Annotated in this window: 16 protein-coding genes; 6 read left to right on the top strand and 10 right to left on the bottom strand. The window is 34.8% G+C overall.

The window, feature by feature from the left end; genetic code table 11:
* Positions 1–7: 7 nt before the first annotated feature.
* Positions 8–1522 (top strand): S8 family serine peptidase, encoded by a 1515-nt coding sequence (locus Q0845_RS10195; protein ID WP_298512467.1) that lies wholly within the window; start codon positions 8–10, stop codon positions 1520–1522.
* A 273-nt stretch (positions 1523–1795) separates the two neighbouring features.
* Entirely contained in the window at positions 1796–4957 is a 3162-nt protein-coding gene (locus Q0845_RS10200) for a GEVED domain-containing protein (RefSeq protein WP_298512470.1), read from the top strand.
* A 307-nt stretch (positions 4958–5264) separates the two neighbouring features.
* On the opposite strand, the gene Q0845_RS10205 is transcribed toward Q0845_RS10200, so the two are convergent.
* Positions 5265–5906 carry an O-methyltransferase gene (locus Q0845_RS10205; RefSeq protein WP_298512472.1) on the bottom strand — a complete coding sequence of 214 codons (642 nt, stop codon included), beginning with the start codon at positions 5904–5906 and terminating at the stop codon, positions 5265–5267.
* 78 nt (positions 5907–5984) lie between these two features.
* On the opposite strand from Q0845_RS10205, the gene kynU reads away from it, so the two are divergent.
* On the top strand, positions 5985–7280 hold the full coding sequence (gene kynU / locus Q0845_RS10210) for a kynureninase (protein ID WP_298512474.1): 1296 nt from the start codon (positions 5985–5987) through the stop codon (positions 7278–7280).
* 1 nt (position 7281) lies between these two features.
* Complete coding sequence (locus Q0845_RS10215) at positions 7282–8685, top strand: NAD(P)/FAD-dependent oxidoreductase (protein ID WP_298512476.1); 1404 nt, start codon at positions 7282–7284, stop codon at positions 8683–8685.
* Here Q0845_RS10215 and Q0845_RS10220 read toward each other — a convergent pair.
* From Q0845_RS10220 to Q0845_RS10245, 6 genes are all read right to left on the bottom strand, one after another.
* Positions 8682–9194: a carboxypeptidase-like regulatory domain-containing protein gene (locus Q0845_RS10220; RefSeq protein WP_298512478.1), complete on the bottom strand. Its 513-nt coding sequence runs from the start codon at positions 9192–9194 to the stop codon at positions 8682–8684. The genes Q0845_RS10215 and Q0845_RS10220 overlap by 4 nt on opposite strands.
* A 77-nt stretch (positions 9195–9271) precedes the next feature.
* Positions 9272–9772 (bottom strand): YgcG family protein, encoded by a 501-nt coding sequence (locus tag Q0845_RS10225; protein WP_298512480.1) that lies wholly within the window; start codon positions 9770–9772, stop codon positions 9272–9274.
* A 141-nt stretch (positions 9773–9913) separates the two neighbouring features.
* Complete coding sequence (locus Q0845_RS10230) at positions 9914–10450, bottom strand: YgcG family protein (protein WP_298512482.1); 537 nt, start codon at positions 10448–10450, stop codon at positions 9914–9916.
* Positions 10451–10521: 71 nt separating this feature from the next.
* Entirely contained in the window at positions 10522–11004 is a 483-nt protein-coding gene (locus Q0845_RS10235; protein ID WP_298512484.1) for a thioredoxin family protein, read from the bottom strand.
* A gap of 192 nt (positions 11005–11196) precedes the next feature.
* Entirely contained in the window at positions 11197–12231 is a 1035-nt protein-coding gene (locus tag Q0845_RS10240) for a hypothetical protein (protein ID WP_298512486.1), read from the bottom strand.
* A gap of 162 nt (positions 12232–12393) precedes the next feature.
* Positions 12394–13566, bottom strand: a complete 1173-nt coding sequence (locus tag Q0845_RS10245) for a metallophosphoesterase (RefSeq protein ID WP_298512487.1) — start codon at positions 13564–13566, stop codon at positions 12394–12396.
* 207 nt (positions 13567–13773) lie between these two features.
* Between Q0845_RS10245 and Q0845_RS10250 the strand changes: the two genes are divergently transcribed.
* Complete coding sequence (locus tag Q0845_RS10250) at positions 13774–14601, top strand: sensor histidine kinase (RefSeq protein WP_298512489.1); 828 nt, start codon at positions 13774–13776, stop codon at positions 14599–14601.
* Positions 14598–15296 (top strand): LytTR family DNA-binding domain-containing protein, encoded by a 699-nt coding sequence (locus Q0845_RS10255; protein WP_298512491.1) that lies wholly within the window; start codon positions 14598–14600, stop codon positions 15294–15296. The genes Q0845_RS10250 and Q0845_RS10255 overlap by 4 nt, the downstream gene beginning before the upstream one ends.
* A gap of 2 nt (positions 15297–15298) precedes the next feature.
* On the opposite strand, the gene Q0845_RS10260 is transcribed toward Q0845_RS10255, so the two are convergent.
* The 3 genes from Q0845_RS10260 to Q0845_RS10270 are packed head-to-tail and all read right to left on the bottom strand — an operon-like array spanning position 15299 to position 17337.
* Positions 15299–15820 (bottom strand): hypothetical protein, encoded by a 522-nt coding sequence (locus tag Q0845_RS10260; RefSeq protein ID WP_298512494.1) that lies wholly within the window; start codon positions 15818–15820, stop codon positions 15299–15301.
* A 7-nt stretch (positions 15821–15827) separates the two neighbouring features.
* Complete coding sequence (locus Q0845_RS10265; protein WP_298512496.1) at positions 15828–16559, bottom strand: phytanoyl-CoA dioxygenase family protein; 732 nt, start codon at positions 16557–16559, stop codon at positions 15828–15830.
* Entirely contained in the window at positions 16552–17337 is a 786-nt protein-coding gene (locus tag Q0845_RS10270; protein WP_298512498.1) for a hypothetical protein, read from the bottom strand. Before Q0845_RS10270 ends, Q0845_RS10265 begins: the two co-directional genes overlap by 8 nt.
* Positions 17338–17346: the final 9 nt, after the last annotated feature.

Genomic DNA, 17346 nt, shown 5'->3' on the forward strand with positions numbered 1-17346 from the left:
ATAAAGTATGAAAAACCTTAACCTGAAATTAGCCGTTCTTATGGCTGCTTTCGGCGTGATTTCTTGTTCTAAAGATGCTAACATCGAAACCATAGAAGAAGAAAGCAATGTTGTTACTTTGCAACGTACGCCACTTACTCCAACTCAAATTAATGCTAAAATCAACGAGACTGTTTCTAGTCGTGAACGATTTGAATGGACAAATATGGATGCACATACCATATGGAGTGCTACTGTTCATGGAGATCAAATCCTAACTATTGGATATGGAAATGATGAAAATGATTTTAATAAAGAAAATTCGAGTGCAGATGGAATTAGAGATCGACTCATTCAACGCATTGCAGCTATAGATGGCAATGGACAAAAGAAAACGAGCGATTTTTTAATTGAAGAGGATGATAAACTCAACATCATTGATGTCAAAGTTGAAAATTTAGAAACCGTAGTAGATTTACTATCGCAAAAAGGAATTCGTTATATTGAACCAACAGGCTACAGATATTTAGAATATGAAGTAACGGCTAAATCTGGCGCAGGTTGCGGATATGATGCCGAAACATTGAATTCTGCAGATTATACCACCATTGCACCTGGCGCAAAAGTTCCGTGGGGATTTTACGAACATAACATTCCTGCAGCATGGAGCTACAGTACGGGAGCTGGTGTTGGAATTGGTGTGATTGACACTGGTTTAACACCAAACAATTCATTAATGAACGGAAACTTCAATGATGGATATTCTTCTGGAAGGTTCGTTCAAAAATTTGGAACATATGTAGATTCATGGTGGCCATGGTCCAGAAGAACCGATGGTCCAAATGATCGTTGTGGTCATGGAACAAGCATGACAGCAGTGGCTACAGCACCAAGAAATAACAACGGAATGCCTGTTGGAGTTGCATATAATGCAAATTTAATTAGCTATCGTGGAACAAAAAATGTACTTTTAGACGGTTATCACGAACAAAGAGGTGTAGCAAATGCATTAACAGCTTTAGGAAATAGAAGCGATGTAAAGGTAATTTCAATGTCAATTGGACACATCTTTTCTGTAGGTAGAATCAAGGATGCGGTGCGATATGCAAATAATCGTGGAAAATTAATCTTCGCAGCGGGTGGAACTTCAACAAGTTTCACTAACTTTGTAGGTGTAATATTTCCAGCATGGATGGATGAAACAGTAGCTGTAACAGGTGTAACTGATGCAAACTACTATGAAGAATGCGATATTTGCCACAAAGGAAACAAAATTGATTTCACAGTTGTAATGCAACGTGATGGCAACGGAAGTAGAACAATGCCGGTATTAAGTTACTATAACAACCAAACAGATTATGTAGGTGGTTCATCAGTAGCAACGGCAACAACAGCAGGAATTGCGGCTTTAGTATGGTCAAGACATCCTAGCTGGTCAAAAACACAGGTATTAAACAGATTGAAACAATCTGCAGATTTCTATCCAAACAGAAACTCTCAGTATGGATATGGAAATATAGACGCATTGCAAGCAGTTCAATAGAACAGTTGGCATATTTAGTTTAGTAAATAGGGAGAAACTCTCGTCGTAATGGCGAGAGTTTTTTTATGGTTTCTAATGAACTGTATTGTGTGTTTTTATTTGGCAAGTGTTTTAAAATAAACATTTTACGTAATTTTTGTTACGTTTTGACCCTACTTTTTGTACAAGAAAAACCGTGTCTCTTGCCAAAAAAAATATTTACCTTGAAAGATCAATTGGTAAAACAATTAAATAGCCCTACAAATTAACCATAACCAAATTAACCCAGTATTTATGAAAACAAACTATTTTTTGTTGTTGTTTTTCATGAGTGTGTTTAGTGTTCAAGCACAAAAACCAGGCTCATTAAAAGCATCATCTACATCAAAGGCTGCTTACATGGTGGAAGTTCCAGCGTTATCCAAAATGGATAATATTATTGCAGCTAAAGGACAAGAACATGTGGCACCTCCGAAACGGAGAGGAAGTAATACCACAATTGAGGGCAAAGGTCTTCCTATGGGACGCGATCCATTACTTCAACGACAATCAAGTGTGCCAAAATCTGCGGGTAGAGCACCAGTAATCGATTTTCCTGCACACACAGGAACAGTACTTAACGATCCCACGGGTGCTATTGGTCCAAATCATTATGTGTATGCATTCAACTCAGGATTTGGTATTTTAGACAGATCAGGAAATGTATTAGTTCCAGAAGCTTCCTTAGCAACCTTATTTCCTAATGAAGATTTAGGAGATCCAGTAGTAGTGTATGATCGCTATGCAGATCGTTTTGTTATTATGCAATTTAGTGATACGCCTAATGGTATTTTAATAGCCGTTTGTCAAGGACCAGATCCAGTAAATGATGGATGGTATACGTATCGTTTCAATACAGGCTCTTTTCCAGATTATGAAAAAATGTCTGTATGGAGTGATGGTTATTATATAACAGCAAACAAAGATTCTGGAAATGTTAGCAATAGTGATGTTGTATATGCATTGGAAAGAGATGAAATGCTGACAGGAAATCCAAATGCACAAATCGTAGGATTTCCACTCCCAAATGCAGCTACGAGTGGTTTTTACAGTCCAGGAGGATTTAACTGTATTGGACCAAACTTACCGCCCGTTGGAACACCACAACCAATTGTATATTTACAAGATGATGCTTGGTCAGGTATTTCACAAGATCATTTAAAAGTATGGAATGTAAGTGTAAACTGGAGCAATCCAGGAAGTTCTTCTATATCGTCTCCACAAGTAATTAATACAGCTCCTTTCGATTCCGTATTTGATAATGGATCGTTCCAAAATCTAGACGAGCCTGGAAATGGACCTGATATTGATGCTTTACAAGCAACCATGATGTATATGACAAATTACAGACGATTTGGTTCGTACAATTCTGCAGTATTAAACTTTGCAGTCGATGTAAGCGGAAATGATAGTAAATCAGGAATTAGATGGTATGAATTAAGACAAACTGCAGATGGACAACCTTGGACAATTTATCAAGAAGGAACCTATTCTCAACCAAACTACAGTACTTTTTGTGGTAGTATCAGTATGGATGCTCAAGGAAACATTGGACTTGCATATACGATTGTAAGTAGTACCGTATTTACGTCCTTACGTTATACGGGACGTCAAGTATCCGATCCTTTAGGTACCATGACCATCGCAGAACAAAATATTGTAGATGGTGATGCACAAAACAATAGATTTGACGGACGTTATGGAGATTATGCTCAATTAACGGTCGATCCTGTGGATGATATGACGTTCTGGCACATTGCCGAATATATGAAAGGACCAGGAAGCAATGTTCGAAAAAGTCACGTAGCAGCATTCAAAGTAGAAGCAGGACCACCAGATACAGAAGCACCATCAACACCAACAAATCTATCTGCGTCTAATACAACAGATACAACAACAGACTTGTCATGGACAGCTTCTACAGATAATGTAGCTGTAAATGGATATGATGTATATCAAGATGGTAACTTAATTGGTACAGCTTCTGGAAATTCGTATACAGTAACAGGATTAACTGCGTTAACAAGTTATGATTTTTATGTAGTAGCGAGAGATGGTGCAGGAAATACTTCTGGAAATAGTAATACTGTGACTGTACTAACATTAGATGTTCAAATAACATATTGCGACTCGCAAAGTCAAGATATTAGTGATGAATTTATTGGTCGTGTACAGTTAAATACGATCGACAATGCTTCAGGAGGTCAGTTTTACACTGATTTTACAGGAATTTCAACAACACTTGATAAAGATTCACAATACACCATAACAGTGACGCCAACTTGGACAGGAACTGTTTTTAGTGAAGGATATTCAGTATGGATTGATTACAATCAAGATGGAGATTTTGCAGATTCAGGCGAGCAAGTTTGGACACAAGCAGCAACAACAAATACACCTGTTAGTGGAAGCTTTACAGTTCCAAGTTCTGCCATTAATGGAGCAACAAGAATGCGAGTATCTATGAAGTACAATGGCATTCCAACAGCTTGTGAAACCTTTACCTATGGTGAAGTAGAAGATTATACGGTTATTTTACAAGATGGTACTGGAGGACCAACTTGTGATGATGGAATTCAAAATGGAGACGAAGAAGGAGTTGATTGTGGAGGTTCGTTCTGTGATCCATGTTCTACAGGAAGTGTAATACTTACGCAAGGATTCTTTGAAACAGGTTGGGATAACTGGATTGATGGTGGAAGCGATAGTTTCCGTTACCAAGGAACACGTTCATACGAAGGATTGTATTCAATTAGATTAAGAGACAATACTAACAGTTCTACAATGACGTCGGAAGCATTTGATTTGACAAGTTTCCAAACAGTTGATGTTGAATTCTTCTTCTTCCCAAATAGTATGGAAAATAACGAAGATTTCTGGCTTCAATACAACGATGGTTCTGGATGGCAAACAGTAGCTACTTGGGCTCGTGGATCAGAATTTGAAAATGATTTATTCTATACGTCTACGGTAACACTAGATGTAGCTCAACTCAACTTTACTACTGATGCACGATTCAGATTTAGATGTGATGCAAGTGGTAATGGAGATCGCGTTTATATAGATGCAGTGACAATTACTGGAAATACAGGTCGTAGCCGAGTTGTTAATGGTACGCGACAAGTGGATAAGAAAACACCAGAACCGCAAGCCATCAGTACACATGATTTAAGTACGGAAGATGACGAAGGATTTACAGTATATCCAAATCCAGCACAAGACATTCTTAAAGTGAATACGTTAGACTTACCAGTCGATAACATCAAAATATTCTCTGCGTTTGGAATGTTAGTGAAAGAAATGTCAAAACTTGAAAATGGTTCAAGCATTAATGTTTCCAATTTCACAACGGGTACTTACTTTATAAGATTTGTTTCAGGAGAAACCATCGTGACAAGGAAGTTTATTAAAAAATAATAAGCTCTAAAAACAAAATCATAAAATTTAAAATAAAGCCGTTTCAATACGTATTGAAACGGCTTTTATATATTTTGTCAGATGTTATTGAAATGAATACACAGGCAAAAACTCTAAAAATCAAAACAAAGAAAATGCTATTATAAAAGAAACAGATTGCCACGTCGCTATGCTTCTCGCAATGACGTATCTAACATGTCTAAAATTCTAGTAGCGAAGCGATCTAGTATCTAACAGCGAAAGCGGTCTAAGAGATTCCCGCCTACGCGGGAACAAGTCTAAGAGCAGCGCAAGTCTAACAATCTAACTACAGAACTCTACTAATCGTCAATCCGTCTCTAATAGGCAATACCACAGTTTCAACACGCGGATCATCTTTTAAAAGTTTATTGTATTCTAAAAGTGCTTTTGTAGAAATATCATTCTTTTGTAACTCTTGAATTACCTTGCCGCTCCACAATACATTATCGGATAAAATGATACCATTCGGATTCATCTTTTCAATAATAGCATGAAAATATGCGGGATAATTCGGTTTATCAGCATCAATAAAAACCAAATCGAAAGTAGTGTCCATTTCTGGAATAATCTCTAAAGCATTTCCTGTATACTGGTGAATTTGACTTCCATAATTAGAAGCATCAAAATATTTGCGTTGAAAATCGTGCAACTCTTCGTTGATATCAATTGTATGTAATTCGCCTTTCGTTTGCATGCCTTCTGCCAAACACAATGCCGAATATCCTGTATATGTCCCAATCTCTAAAATTGTTTTCGGTCGAATCAACTTAGCCAACATACTCAACACTCTTCCTTGATAATGTCCGCTCAACATACGCGGTTGCAATATCTTTTGATACGTTTCACGTGTCAGTGCTTTCAATAATTCAGGTTCGTTCTCAGAATGGGCAACAACATACTCATCTAAAGCTTCTGGAATAAAATGCATATCTCTTTAATTTGTACAAAAATAAACAAACCCATAAAAAGTAATTTACAAAATGATTGATATCTTTTTATTACCAAAATGGAATACGTATTTTTGAGGAAAATAGCATTCAATATGTTTCAAAATACATTGGCGTTCGCGCAAGAACAAGACGCAAAAGATCCTCTAAAAAACTACCGAACAAAATTTCACATTCCCAAAGATGCTGATGGGAATGAGTGGTTATATTTTTGTGGAAATTCACTGGGATTACAACCAAAAATTACCCAAGAATATATTCAACAAGAGTTAAGTGATTGGGCAAATTTAGGTGTAGAAGGTCATTTTGATGCTAAAAATCCTTGGATGCCGTATCATGAATTCCTCACGGAAAACATGGCAAAAATTGTAGGTGCAAAACCTATAGAAGTGGTAATCATGAACACATTGACAACGAATTTACACTTGTTGATGGTTTCTTTTTATCAACCGACAAAAACGAAATTTAAAATTGTCATTGAAAGTGATGCGTTTCCGTCAGATCGTTATGCGGTAGAATCGCAACTTAAATTTCATGGATTCGATCCAAAAGAAGGATTGCTAGAATGGAAGCCACGTGAAGGCGAAGAATTGCTTCGTATGGAAGATTTAGAAACCATCTTGGAGGAACAAGGCGACGAAATTGCATTGTTGATGATTGGTGGCGTTAACTATTACACAGGACAATATCTTGATATCAAAAAAATAGCGGAACTCGGTCATGCAAAAGGCGCAATGGTTGGAATTGATTTGGCGCATGGTGCTGGAAATATTCAACCGAATTTACACGATTCGAATGTAGATTTTGCAGCTTGGTGTACGTACAAATATTTAAACTCAGGTCCAGGAAGTTTGGCTGGATTGTTTGTGCACGAAAAACACGCGCACAACAAAGAATTGAATCGATTTGCAGGTTGGTGGGGACACGATAAGGAAACTCGTTTCAACATGCGTTACGATTTTAATCCGATTCCAGGAGCTGAAAGTTGGCAATTGAGTAATCCGCCAATATTATCGATGGCAGCCATCAAAGCGTCGCTCGATATGTTTAATGAAGTCGGAATGGACGCTTTACGCGAAAAATCAGAAACCTTGACGGCGTATTTTGAATACTTAATTAATGAAGTAGATACAGATCGCATCAAAATTATTACACCTTCAAATCCTAATGAAAGAGGTTGTCAATTATCGATTCAAGTCAAAAATGCAGATAAATCACTGCATCAAAAACTCATAGACAAACACATCATTTCCGATTGGCGTGAACCTGACGTAATTCGTTGTGCGCCAGTTCCATTATACAATACTTTTGAAGATGTTTACAAAATGGTAGACGAACTTAAAAAATGCTTATAACATGAATGCGAAAGAAAATATACTCATTGTTGGCGCAGGTTTGTGCGGATCTTTATTAGCGCTGCGTTTAGGACAACGTGGTTATAAAGTAACCGTGATGGAAAGTCGTCCCGATTTGCGAAAAGTTGATATTTCTGCTGGAAGATCGATCAACTTAGCATTTTCAGACAGAGGAATTAAAGCCATGAATATGGTAGGAATTGCCGATAAAGTGATGCCTTTATGTATCCCGATGCACGGACGTTTGGTTCATGATATTCACAGCAATACGTTTATGTCTAACTATTCCGGTCGTGAAGATGAATATATCAATTCGATTTCACGAGGCGATTTAAACGCATTATTATTAACGGAAGCAGAAGCACATGAAGCCGTTGAGATTATCTTCAATAAAAAATGTACAGCCATTGATATTGAAGACAATATTGCGACGTTCTATTGTTATGAAACCAAAAAAGAATTTACTCAAAAAGCAGATGTAATTATTGGAACAGATGGCGCAGGTTCAATTTTGCGTAAAAGTTACTACTTAGAACGTAAATTTTTATTCAGTTACTCGCAGAATTATCTCAATCATGGATATAAAGAATTGAGCATTCCACCAACAGCCACAGGCGGATTCCGTACTGAGAAAAATGCATTGCATATTTGGCCACGCGGTGAGTATATGATTATTGCTTTGCCAAACTTGGACGGAAGTTTTACAGTCACATTATTTTTGTCGTATGATGAAGGCGAATACAATTTTAACAATCTAACCACAGAAGCACGTGTGCAAGAATTCTTTGAAGAACAGTTTCCAGACTTAGTACCGTTGATTCCTGAGTTGACAAAAGAATACTTTGAAAACCCAACTTCGCCATTAGGAACAGTAAAATGTTCACCTTGGTCGTATAAAAATAATACCTTGTTAATGGGCGATGCAGCACATGCAATAGTACCGTTTTATGGACAAGGAATGAATGCTTCTTTTGAAGATGTTGTAGTGTTTAACGAAGTGTTAGACAAGCATGAAGGCGATTGGCAAGCAGTGTTTAAAGCCTATGAAAAAACGCGTAAAAAAGATACAGATGCAATTGCCGATTTAGCGATTGACAATTATTACGAAATGCGCGATCATGTGGCAAATCCGATTTTTAAAGAAAAGCGTAAGTTAGAAATGGATTTGGAAAAAACGTTTCCGGCGCAGTATTTCTCTAAATATTCAATGGTAACGTTCAATGAAGACATGCCATACAGCAAAGCGATGGAAATTGGTCGTGCGCAAGACAAAGCATTATTAAATATGATTGCGGATGACGAAATTGACACGACAGCTGATTTACAAGAAATTCTTAAAAAAGTACAGGAAGAAACCAACGAAATTTTAGACGAAGATAATGTCGCAAAGACAATGAAGCATTAATTTGCTTGTGGACTAATTTTTCTATCAAATTTGCTTGTTTGGATTTGAAAATATTCTTGATCCATTCCAATTCCTAGCTGTGCCGAAAGGTTGAATATTTCGCCTGTTCCTAATTTCAAACTATCGATAATGATGGAGTTAAAGCTAACGAATGCAATTTTTAGTTGATATGTTCCAGCAGGAATTGTGAAATTGTATGCACCTTCCAAATCTGTTGTTTCTCCAAAAACCTGTTGCGTTTTTATATCTGTCAAAACTACATTTGCAAAGGGTAGTAGATTTTCGGGTTCAAATTTGTCTAATCCGATTAAATCGTCTCCATATATCTTTCCAGAGACACTAACGACAGTGGTATCTGCTATGATGAATTTTTCGCTAATCTTAACAGTACTTGGAATTTTTTGACGATCTCCCATAGCTATTTCCAAGCCACAAACACTATTTTTAGTGGAACAAGCAAAGACTAGAAAAAGTATTGTTATGTAAAGAAATACGGTTTTACGTTTCATGATTCTATTTTATCTAACTAAAGATAACCAGATTAGCATGAAGATACACTAAGATAATATTAAGTAAGTATTAAGATTTAGTGTGAATCAAGTTCATCAATAACAGCTTTGATCCCTTTTTGGAAGCCATTATAAAAATCATTTTTCTTAAACTCAGGTACAATAATCGTATTGATAATATCGAGTGATTCTTCGTCTGTGAGTTTGTGCATAACACCAACACCATTATGAATCCAAACGCGGCGATCTTTCATGTACAAGGCAATTAAAACACCATTGTTTTTTTCTTTTTGCCCAACGTCCCAATGGTTCGCTAAATCTAAAGAATACTCTACTAAGCCTGTATAATCTTGAATAGAAGTCAAGGTAACAATGACAATCTCGTTATTTGTTTCCGTTTTATATTGCTGAATTACGTCTAAAAGTGCAGTTTCTTGTTCGTCAGATAATATATTGTCAAAATCGTTGATAAATCCAACAGGAATAGGAAAATCGGCTTTGGCGGCATGATGACCAATAAATGATTTGGTATGCATTTTATGCGTGGCTTCACAACTAATGCAAAGCGTTATAAGCATACAAAGCAGTAGACTTTTGAATTTCATAGTAGGCTATTAAGATCGATTGGGTTCTTGCAAGATAATAAAATCTAGCATATATTTTTAAAAATTAACAGCTTAAAGTGACGTTTTTTAGGCTTTTATCAAAAAAAAGGAGTCTTACTCTTCTTTCGTTAACTCTTTAATGATTGCTTCAATACCTCTGTAAATTCCTTTATAATAGTCGTTTCTTTTAAATTCAGGAATAATTTTCGATTCTATAATGTATGCAGTTTCGGCGTCTGTTAGTTTTACTTCTATACCACTTCCATTCTGAATCCAAATTTTACGTGCTTTTAAGTGAACTGTTATTAAAACACCATTGTCCTTATATTTTAACCCAACGCCCCAATAATTTGCTAAGTCCAGAGAATATTTTTCAATATCATCATAATCCTTCAAATCATTAATGGTAACAACAGCAATTTGGTTTGAGGTTTTGGCTTCATGCTCTTTTACAAGTCTCAATAAGTTTGTTTCTTCTACTTCAGAAAAAATACTGTCAAAATCATTTATAAAACCAACAGGTTTGGGAAAAGTAGTATTTGTGTAGTGTTCATTAGGAAAAGGAAATGATTCACTTTTGGTCTGTTTGCAGGAAATGAAAAGCGCTACAAAACAAAGAATAAAAATATGTTTATAATGGATACGATACATTCCTAGTATAGAGTTTGATTGTTTAATTTAACGATTCGATATATAATTTAGTAGCAATTCAGCATGCAATGTTACAACATTGCTTCCAAAGCAGCTTTCAATAAGTTGGTGTAAATTCTTTTGGTATTTTTTCCTCTGTAGCCAGAAACACGTCCAATAACATTTCCTTTATCATCCAAAAGTATGACTGTGGGAAACGCTTTTGCATTGTATTTCTTGCGCAACATCATATAATCATCAATATAATCTTTTCGGACAAGTGCTTCTTTTGAAGGGAAATCGAGTTCTACAAGGACATAATTTTGAGCAATTTTGACAAAGGCATTTTTTGAAAAATAATTCTTCTCTAACTCAATACAAGCGCCGCACCAATCGGAACCTGTAAAAAATAACAGCATGGGTTTTTCGAGTTCTATGCTAACTTTTTTAGCTTTCTGATAATCTAAATACCATCTTAAATTATGGCTGTCTGTTTTAACATGTTTGCCTACTTTTTGTGCTTGAAGATTGGCCGTAATAAATAGACAGCATAGGATGGTGGTAATAGCTTTCATGGTGTTGGTTTTAATGTTGAATGAAAGATATTGAATTTTAAAGAAAAGTGCTAAAACTTGATAAGATAATCTTCGTTCTAAAACGACAAAATCATTTTCTTGAAGTTAAATCTTTAGGTAGCGTCAGTTTCAATTGTATTTAATTTTACAATAATACTTGCGAAGCATGTCGAATCTAGCACCTTTTATATACTAGTAATAACTAATAGTCCGTTTGATTTCATATGAAAAATATTCATCACCATCTTCTCGTGAAGCGCGTTGTGTCCAATTTCCTTTTTTATCATACTGGTACCAATATTTGGTAATTCTTTTTGAACCTTCTGTTTTAGAGTGATTTTTTGGATAAAATGAGATGTATTCTTTTGGATCGTTGTATTTGTTATACGTTTCTGTGGTTCTACGTACAAACTTATCATTGCTATCATATTCTTCATACGTTAAGCGATTGTTATTTGCATCATAGGTTTCAACCATTCTTTTTTCTTGATTTCCATTGTAATCATATGAAACCCTTTCCAGTATATTTCCTCTTGAATCTTTAGTCTGTTCAAATTGTTTTACATACGTATCATCACGTTTGTCTTTTTCTATTTTGGTCAAACCATTGTTGCTATATTCATAGATGCGAACGTCCAATTCTACACCTGCTTTATTAAATTCACCTTTGTACGTACACTGTCCCTTTGAATTGTATTTGTATATTGTTTTTTGATACGGATTACTACCAAAACCTTCTGAAGTCAAATTTTTATAAATCTCTTCCGAAAGCAAGCCTTGCGAATTGTATTTGTAAGAAGTTGATTTTTCTAGTGTTTTATTTTCATATTCTTCTTTAATCATCAATTTACCTGTCAAGTTGTAACGATATACTTTAATTTCAACATCTTCACCATCATCTTCTTTAATACGGAGGATTCTATTATTCTCATATTCATAGGTATTTGTAGTTTCTAAAGAACCATCGTCATAGACTTTTAAAGACACAAGATTTCCGTTTTTATCATATTTTTCTTTGTATGTTTTTTGACAATCTTCAAAAGTAAATGGTGGTTTTTCTTGATCTACATAACAATCAGATTCTTCTTTTATACTTTTAATTTTTGTCTTTTGTATGCGCTTTGAATCAATTTCTATATAACCGATTACATCAAAATCTAAATCTTGGGCTTGTACTTTTGTAACGAATATAAGAGCCAATAAGCTTAGTTTAAGGAGAAATTTCATTTATAAAATGGTGTTTGAGAAATACTATTTTAAAGTTTGCTATAAATGTTTGGTAGGTTTATAAGCATTAAAAATAATATTTTTCTTGAATTATTTCTAATTTACATATGGTTTTGGATGTAGAGTTCATTCAATTTTTCTTTTTTGAATCGAAGAGTTAAATTACAACATTTCCCTACTTCCATCATACAACAAACGATACATAACATCATTTTCTATGCGCAAACCTTCCGATTGTGAGTTAGGCCAACTTTTGCTATAATCTTTTGGATGTTTTACATCAATTCCGATTACTTTTCCATCAAAGAGTGAAGTTACTCGTGATTGTACTGTGTGTCCAACCACAACCGATTTTGCATCAAAAGTTTTTAGTTGCGAATCTATTTGTGTTTGCGACAAATCATCTCTAAAATATCCGCGATACCATGAAATTCCTTTGCGTGTAGAAATGATGGTTTCAGTAGCCGTTTTTTGTGGTTTTGGAAAATAAGCTTTGTAATAATGATCTTTTGAAATTTGATTGATTTCTTCCAAAGACAAACCTAATTCCGCAACTTCTGGATGAATGCCACCATGCACAAAAATATGTCCGTTTATTTTTTCGATCGCATTTTTACTCGCCAACCATTTTCCTAAAAATGATGTTTGACTGTACAAATCGTTTTGTTGCTTGTCTAAAATTGCAGAAACTGCCAAGTACTTTTGAGAAGCGGCACCAAACTTAGCTTGCATGTTTTTTAATTCGTGATTTCCGATAATGAAATGAACCAAACCACCATGTTTTTTTGCTTCTTGCTCTAGTTTGTATGTAAACCATAAAACTTGTGTGGTAGAAAATCCACGATCTACAAAGTCGCCAACTAAAACCAAATGCCCTTTTCCAAAAATCCAATTCAAATTGGTGTCTATAACTTTTTGTTGGATTAGAAAATCGCGGAACGTTTTAAAGCCACTTTCAATATCTGAAATCGCAACAATTGGTTGATTGTCATTGTACACAGTCTGCGGTGTTTCAATGGTTGTGTTGATCGTAAAATCAAACGAAGTATTTTCTAAAGGAAAGTAACAAGTGCCAGGAATTTCACTTTGGATAGCATACTGTTTCTTTGTGGTGTAAAAGCCTTCTTTTTTGTTTCCTCTGAGGTAATTCACGCTAAGTGTAGAATCATTTTCATAAAAGACATACGGACCTTCTTTATCAAGATTCATTCGCGAAGGATGATCGCCATAATGAAGTGACGCACCGTGATACAATCCGAAGCCAATGGCAGTAATGACTAAAAATAAAAGGGTTAAAAAAATATGTTTTACATAGCGTACAATTCGTTTTTTCATGATGATGTGTGTTTAAATGTTTCCGCAAACCTATGGGCGAAACGCGAGCGAGAAAAGTTTTTGGGTTGAACAACTTCCCAAAAGTGATACACTGATTTTTTTTGTGGATGAAAGCCGTTTGTCACACATTTTTATCAAAAGGACATCAATTAAAAGTCGTTTGTCAACTTCTTTTGTGAATGATCGGTTTTCAGCTACATTTGTGCTATGTCATTCAAAAAACACTATAAAAAAATACTCTTATATGTCGGAATTATAATTTTGTTATGTCCGCTACTAATTGCCGTTTATGAAGTAATGACTTCTGATAAAAATGCGGTGGTTTTTCTAGAAAATTATCATCCAGCGGTAAGTGTCGGAATTTTTACGATATATATTATTCTATTTGTTGTCATTGTCGGTTTGGGTCTGTATTGGTTTTTTAAACAACTTCGCGAGACATTAATCTTGAAAAAGGAACAACAAAAAATGGAAGTGTCACATTTGCAAAGTCAGGTAAATCCGCACTTTTTCTTTAATATGTTGAATAATTTATACGGTTTGGTCGATAAAGACACTAAAAAAGCCCAAACGCTTATTTTGAAACTGTCAGATTTGATGCGTTACAGTATTTATGACGGACAAAAAAAGAGTGTCACAATTGCAGAAGAAGTGGCGTATTTACAAAACTATATTGAATTGCATAAAATGCGTTATCACAAGGAAATCAATGTAGAATTCCATACCAATATTCAAGATGAAAATAGTAAAATTATGCCGTTGCTTTTTATCATTTTGCTAGAAAACGCTTTTAAACATGGAGTAGAAAATTTATACGACGCAGCTTTTGTAAAGATTGATTTAACTGCGAATGCGAATGAAATTGTCTTTACGATTGAAAACAATTTTGACGCAGTATCGCTTTCTGAAACAAAAGGAATTGGATTGAAAAATCTGCAGCGACGTCTCGAATTGGTATATCCTAAAAAACATTCATTATCTTTTGAAAGCAAAGATGAATTATACAAATCACAACTAAGCATTCAACTTTCATGATTACGTATTTAATTATTGACGACGAACCTATTGCGCACGATATTATAAAAGGATATTGTGACGTATTGCCAAATATGGAATTGAAAAAGCACTGTTACAATGCGCTAGAAGCTATACAATATTTGAATGAACATAGTGTTGATTTGATTTTTTTAGATTTGAACATGCCGAAACTCAAAGGATTCGACTTTTTAAAAACCTTGTCAAATCCGCCAAAAGTAATTGTAACCACGGCCTATCAAGAATATGCATTGGAAGGTTACGAATTAAATATCTCAGATTATTTACTAAAGCCTTTTTCCTTTGAACGTTTTTTAAAAGCAATCAACAAAACGGTAAATGTTGCTTCAAAATCGGTTGCTACAGTGGTTGAGAAAACCCCTGATACTTCTCAAAGTATTTTTTTAAAATCGCAAAACAAATATGTGCAAGTGTTTATGAACACAATTCATTATGTGGAAGCTTCTGGAAATTATACCAAAATTGTTACCGATTCAGAAACGATTAGCATTCGCGAGAAAATTTCGGATGTTATAGTGTTATTGCCCAATGAAGGTTTTTTACAAGTTCATAAATCGTTTGCAGTTGCTACGAAACACATTAACAGTATTGAAGGCAATCGGATCATTATTGGCGATCATATCATTCCTATTGGAAAAATGTACAAGGCAAATGTAAATGCGTTGTTGCGATAAATTTAATCTTGGTATTTTTCATAAACAGTAGCTCCTGTAGAATCATCTGCAGCATACGAAATCCATTGAAAACTACAGTTGGAGCATTCTAGGAGTGAAGGATTGTAATAACCATCATACAAAACCTTTATTTCTTTTAAATGTTTTGTAATAGGTTTTCTTCCAAATTTGTGTCTAAGTTCACAATCACAATGCGCATTTGACTTTTTTAAAGCTTCTTCAAACGCTAAGTTTCTTATCATATCATACAATCTACTTGTAATAAATCTACTATTGATAACAGTGTAGAGACTACTTTGTATAGGAAGTTCTCGAAACTGTTTAGAATACATTTGAATCATGGCAGTCGTTTTTTGGAAATTGATGCCGTTCAATTCATGTTCTTCTCTAATTATACGATCAAATTCATCGAACAACGATTTCCAATCGCTCGCTTGTTCTCGAACATTCAGCGTATTAAAAGTTTTCCAGTTAAACTGTAGAATGGAATCGAAGTAATTTTCTAACTTTTCATGGAAGGTCATTTTCTTTCTATTTAGGGAATGAAAACTTTTGAAATTCTAGCCATTGCAACGGCTCAGTAAGTTTTTTTGAGCTAAACTCTAAATGTAACACACGTCGTTTCTTTCCATTCGTAGTTCTGTCGGAAGCATGCAATGTTAAAGGTTTCATGAGCATAACACCGCCTTTTTCCACTTCGCAAATATGTTCGGTTTCGATGTCCCAATCGATGGTTTCCGGTCTGTAAATTTCTTTCAGATGTGAATTTGGAATAATTTTTAAAGCACCATTTTCTTTTTCGGTTTTGTCTAAATGAACACGTATAGTGACAATGTTTTCTAAAATATCAATGGGCGGTTGTACTCCATATTGCCCTTTTTTAAAGGTCCAATTTATATAGCTTGAAACTTCTTGTTTACGATCTACAGAAATGCTCAAATCTTGATGATAGGCAACAAACCAATTAGATGCGCTAGGTTTATCAAAATAAATAGCTTTTGTCAAAAAAAAGGGTTCTTCAAAAATAGAAGTCAATAATTCGTGAAGCTTCACAGTGAAAATCAATGGTTGTAGTTCAGGAATTTTAGCAATCACTTGCCGAATTGCAAACAGATTCTTTGAACTTTCAGCAAGCTCTTGTGTTTCAGATGCTTCTTCAATACAGCGTGCAATTTTTTCAATTTCTGCATCTGAATACATGCGATCTAAAACGGCAAAACCATGTTTTTGAAAGTCAGCTATGTTTCGCTTTTCTTTATTCATTGATCAGTTCCAGTTGTTTCTCAATTTGTGCATTCACAAACTCTAATTGACTATCGTATTTACTCGTATTTTCACTAAGAGCTTTCTTTAGCAATTCAAAAGATTCTATGCGCAATTCACAATAACGAAGTAACTTTTTATTCTGTTCCATCAACACAGAAGGAAGGTTTTTTATGGTGTTTGCTTGTTGTATGATCTCAATATTTTCTTTCCATATAGGAATTACTTTTTTATTCAATTCGAGAATCAATCCAAAATCACTTTCGGAATCTATATGATTAAAAAATTTCAAAGATTCATGTTCGTTTTTAGAGAACTGTCGTATTTTATCAGCATATAAATTTTCAGCCTCAACATCCGTTGAAAAATAGACATATCCAAAAATACCAACCAACATAATTAATAAAGACACAACGCCAATTCCCACAGCGCGCCAGACAGAATAAAAGCTATATTTATTTTCTTCATGCTGTTTAAAAATGCTGCCAAAAGTATGTTCTACCCAAAAAGTAATTAGAGCTGTATAAATTGCAGGAATCACCACATTTGGAATTTTATTGATAAAACTTTCAGGAATAGAAAAAATAAGAACAAAAAGAGCAATCGTTGCAACAATTGAAATGATCAGGATGTTGTTTCCTTTCGACTCTTCTTGTAATTCGTTATAATTTTCTCTGATAAGATATCCTGCGGCGATAGGTCCGCCAATAAATGTAGCAATTCCAATAGCTCTTTTGGTGTAAAGCGTACTGTTTTCGGTATTAATTTCTTTCTGCATGCAAAGTTT

The sequence above is a fragment of the uncultured Kordia sp. genome (assembly GCF_947489565.1).
In the GTDB taxonomy this organism is placed as follows: Bacteria; Bacteroidota; Bacteroidia; order Flavobacteriales; family Flavobacteriaceae; genus Kordia.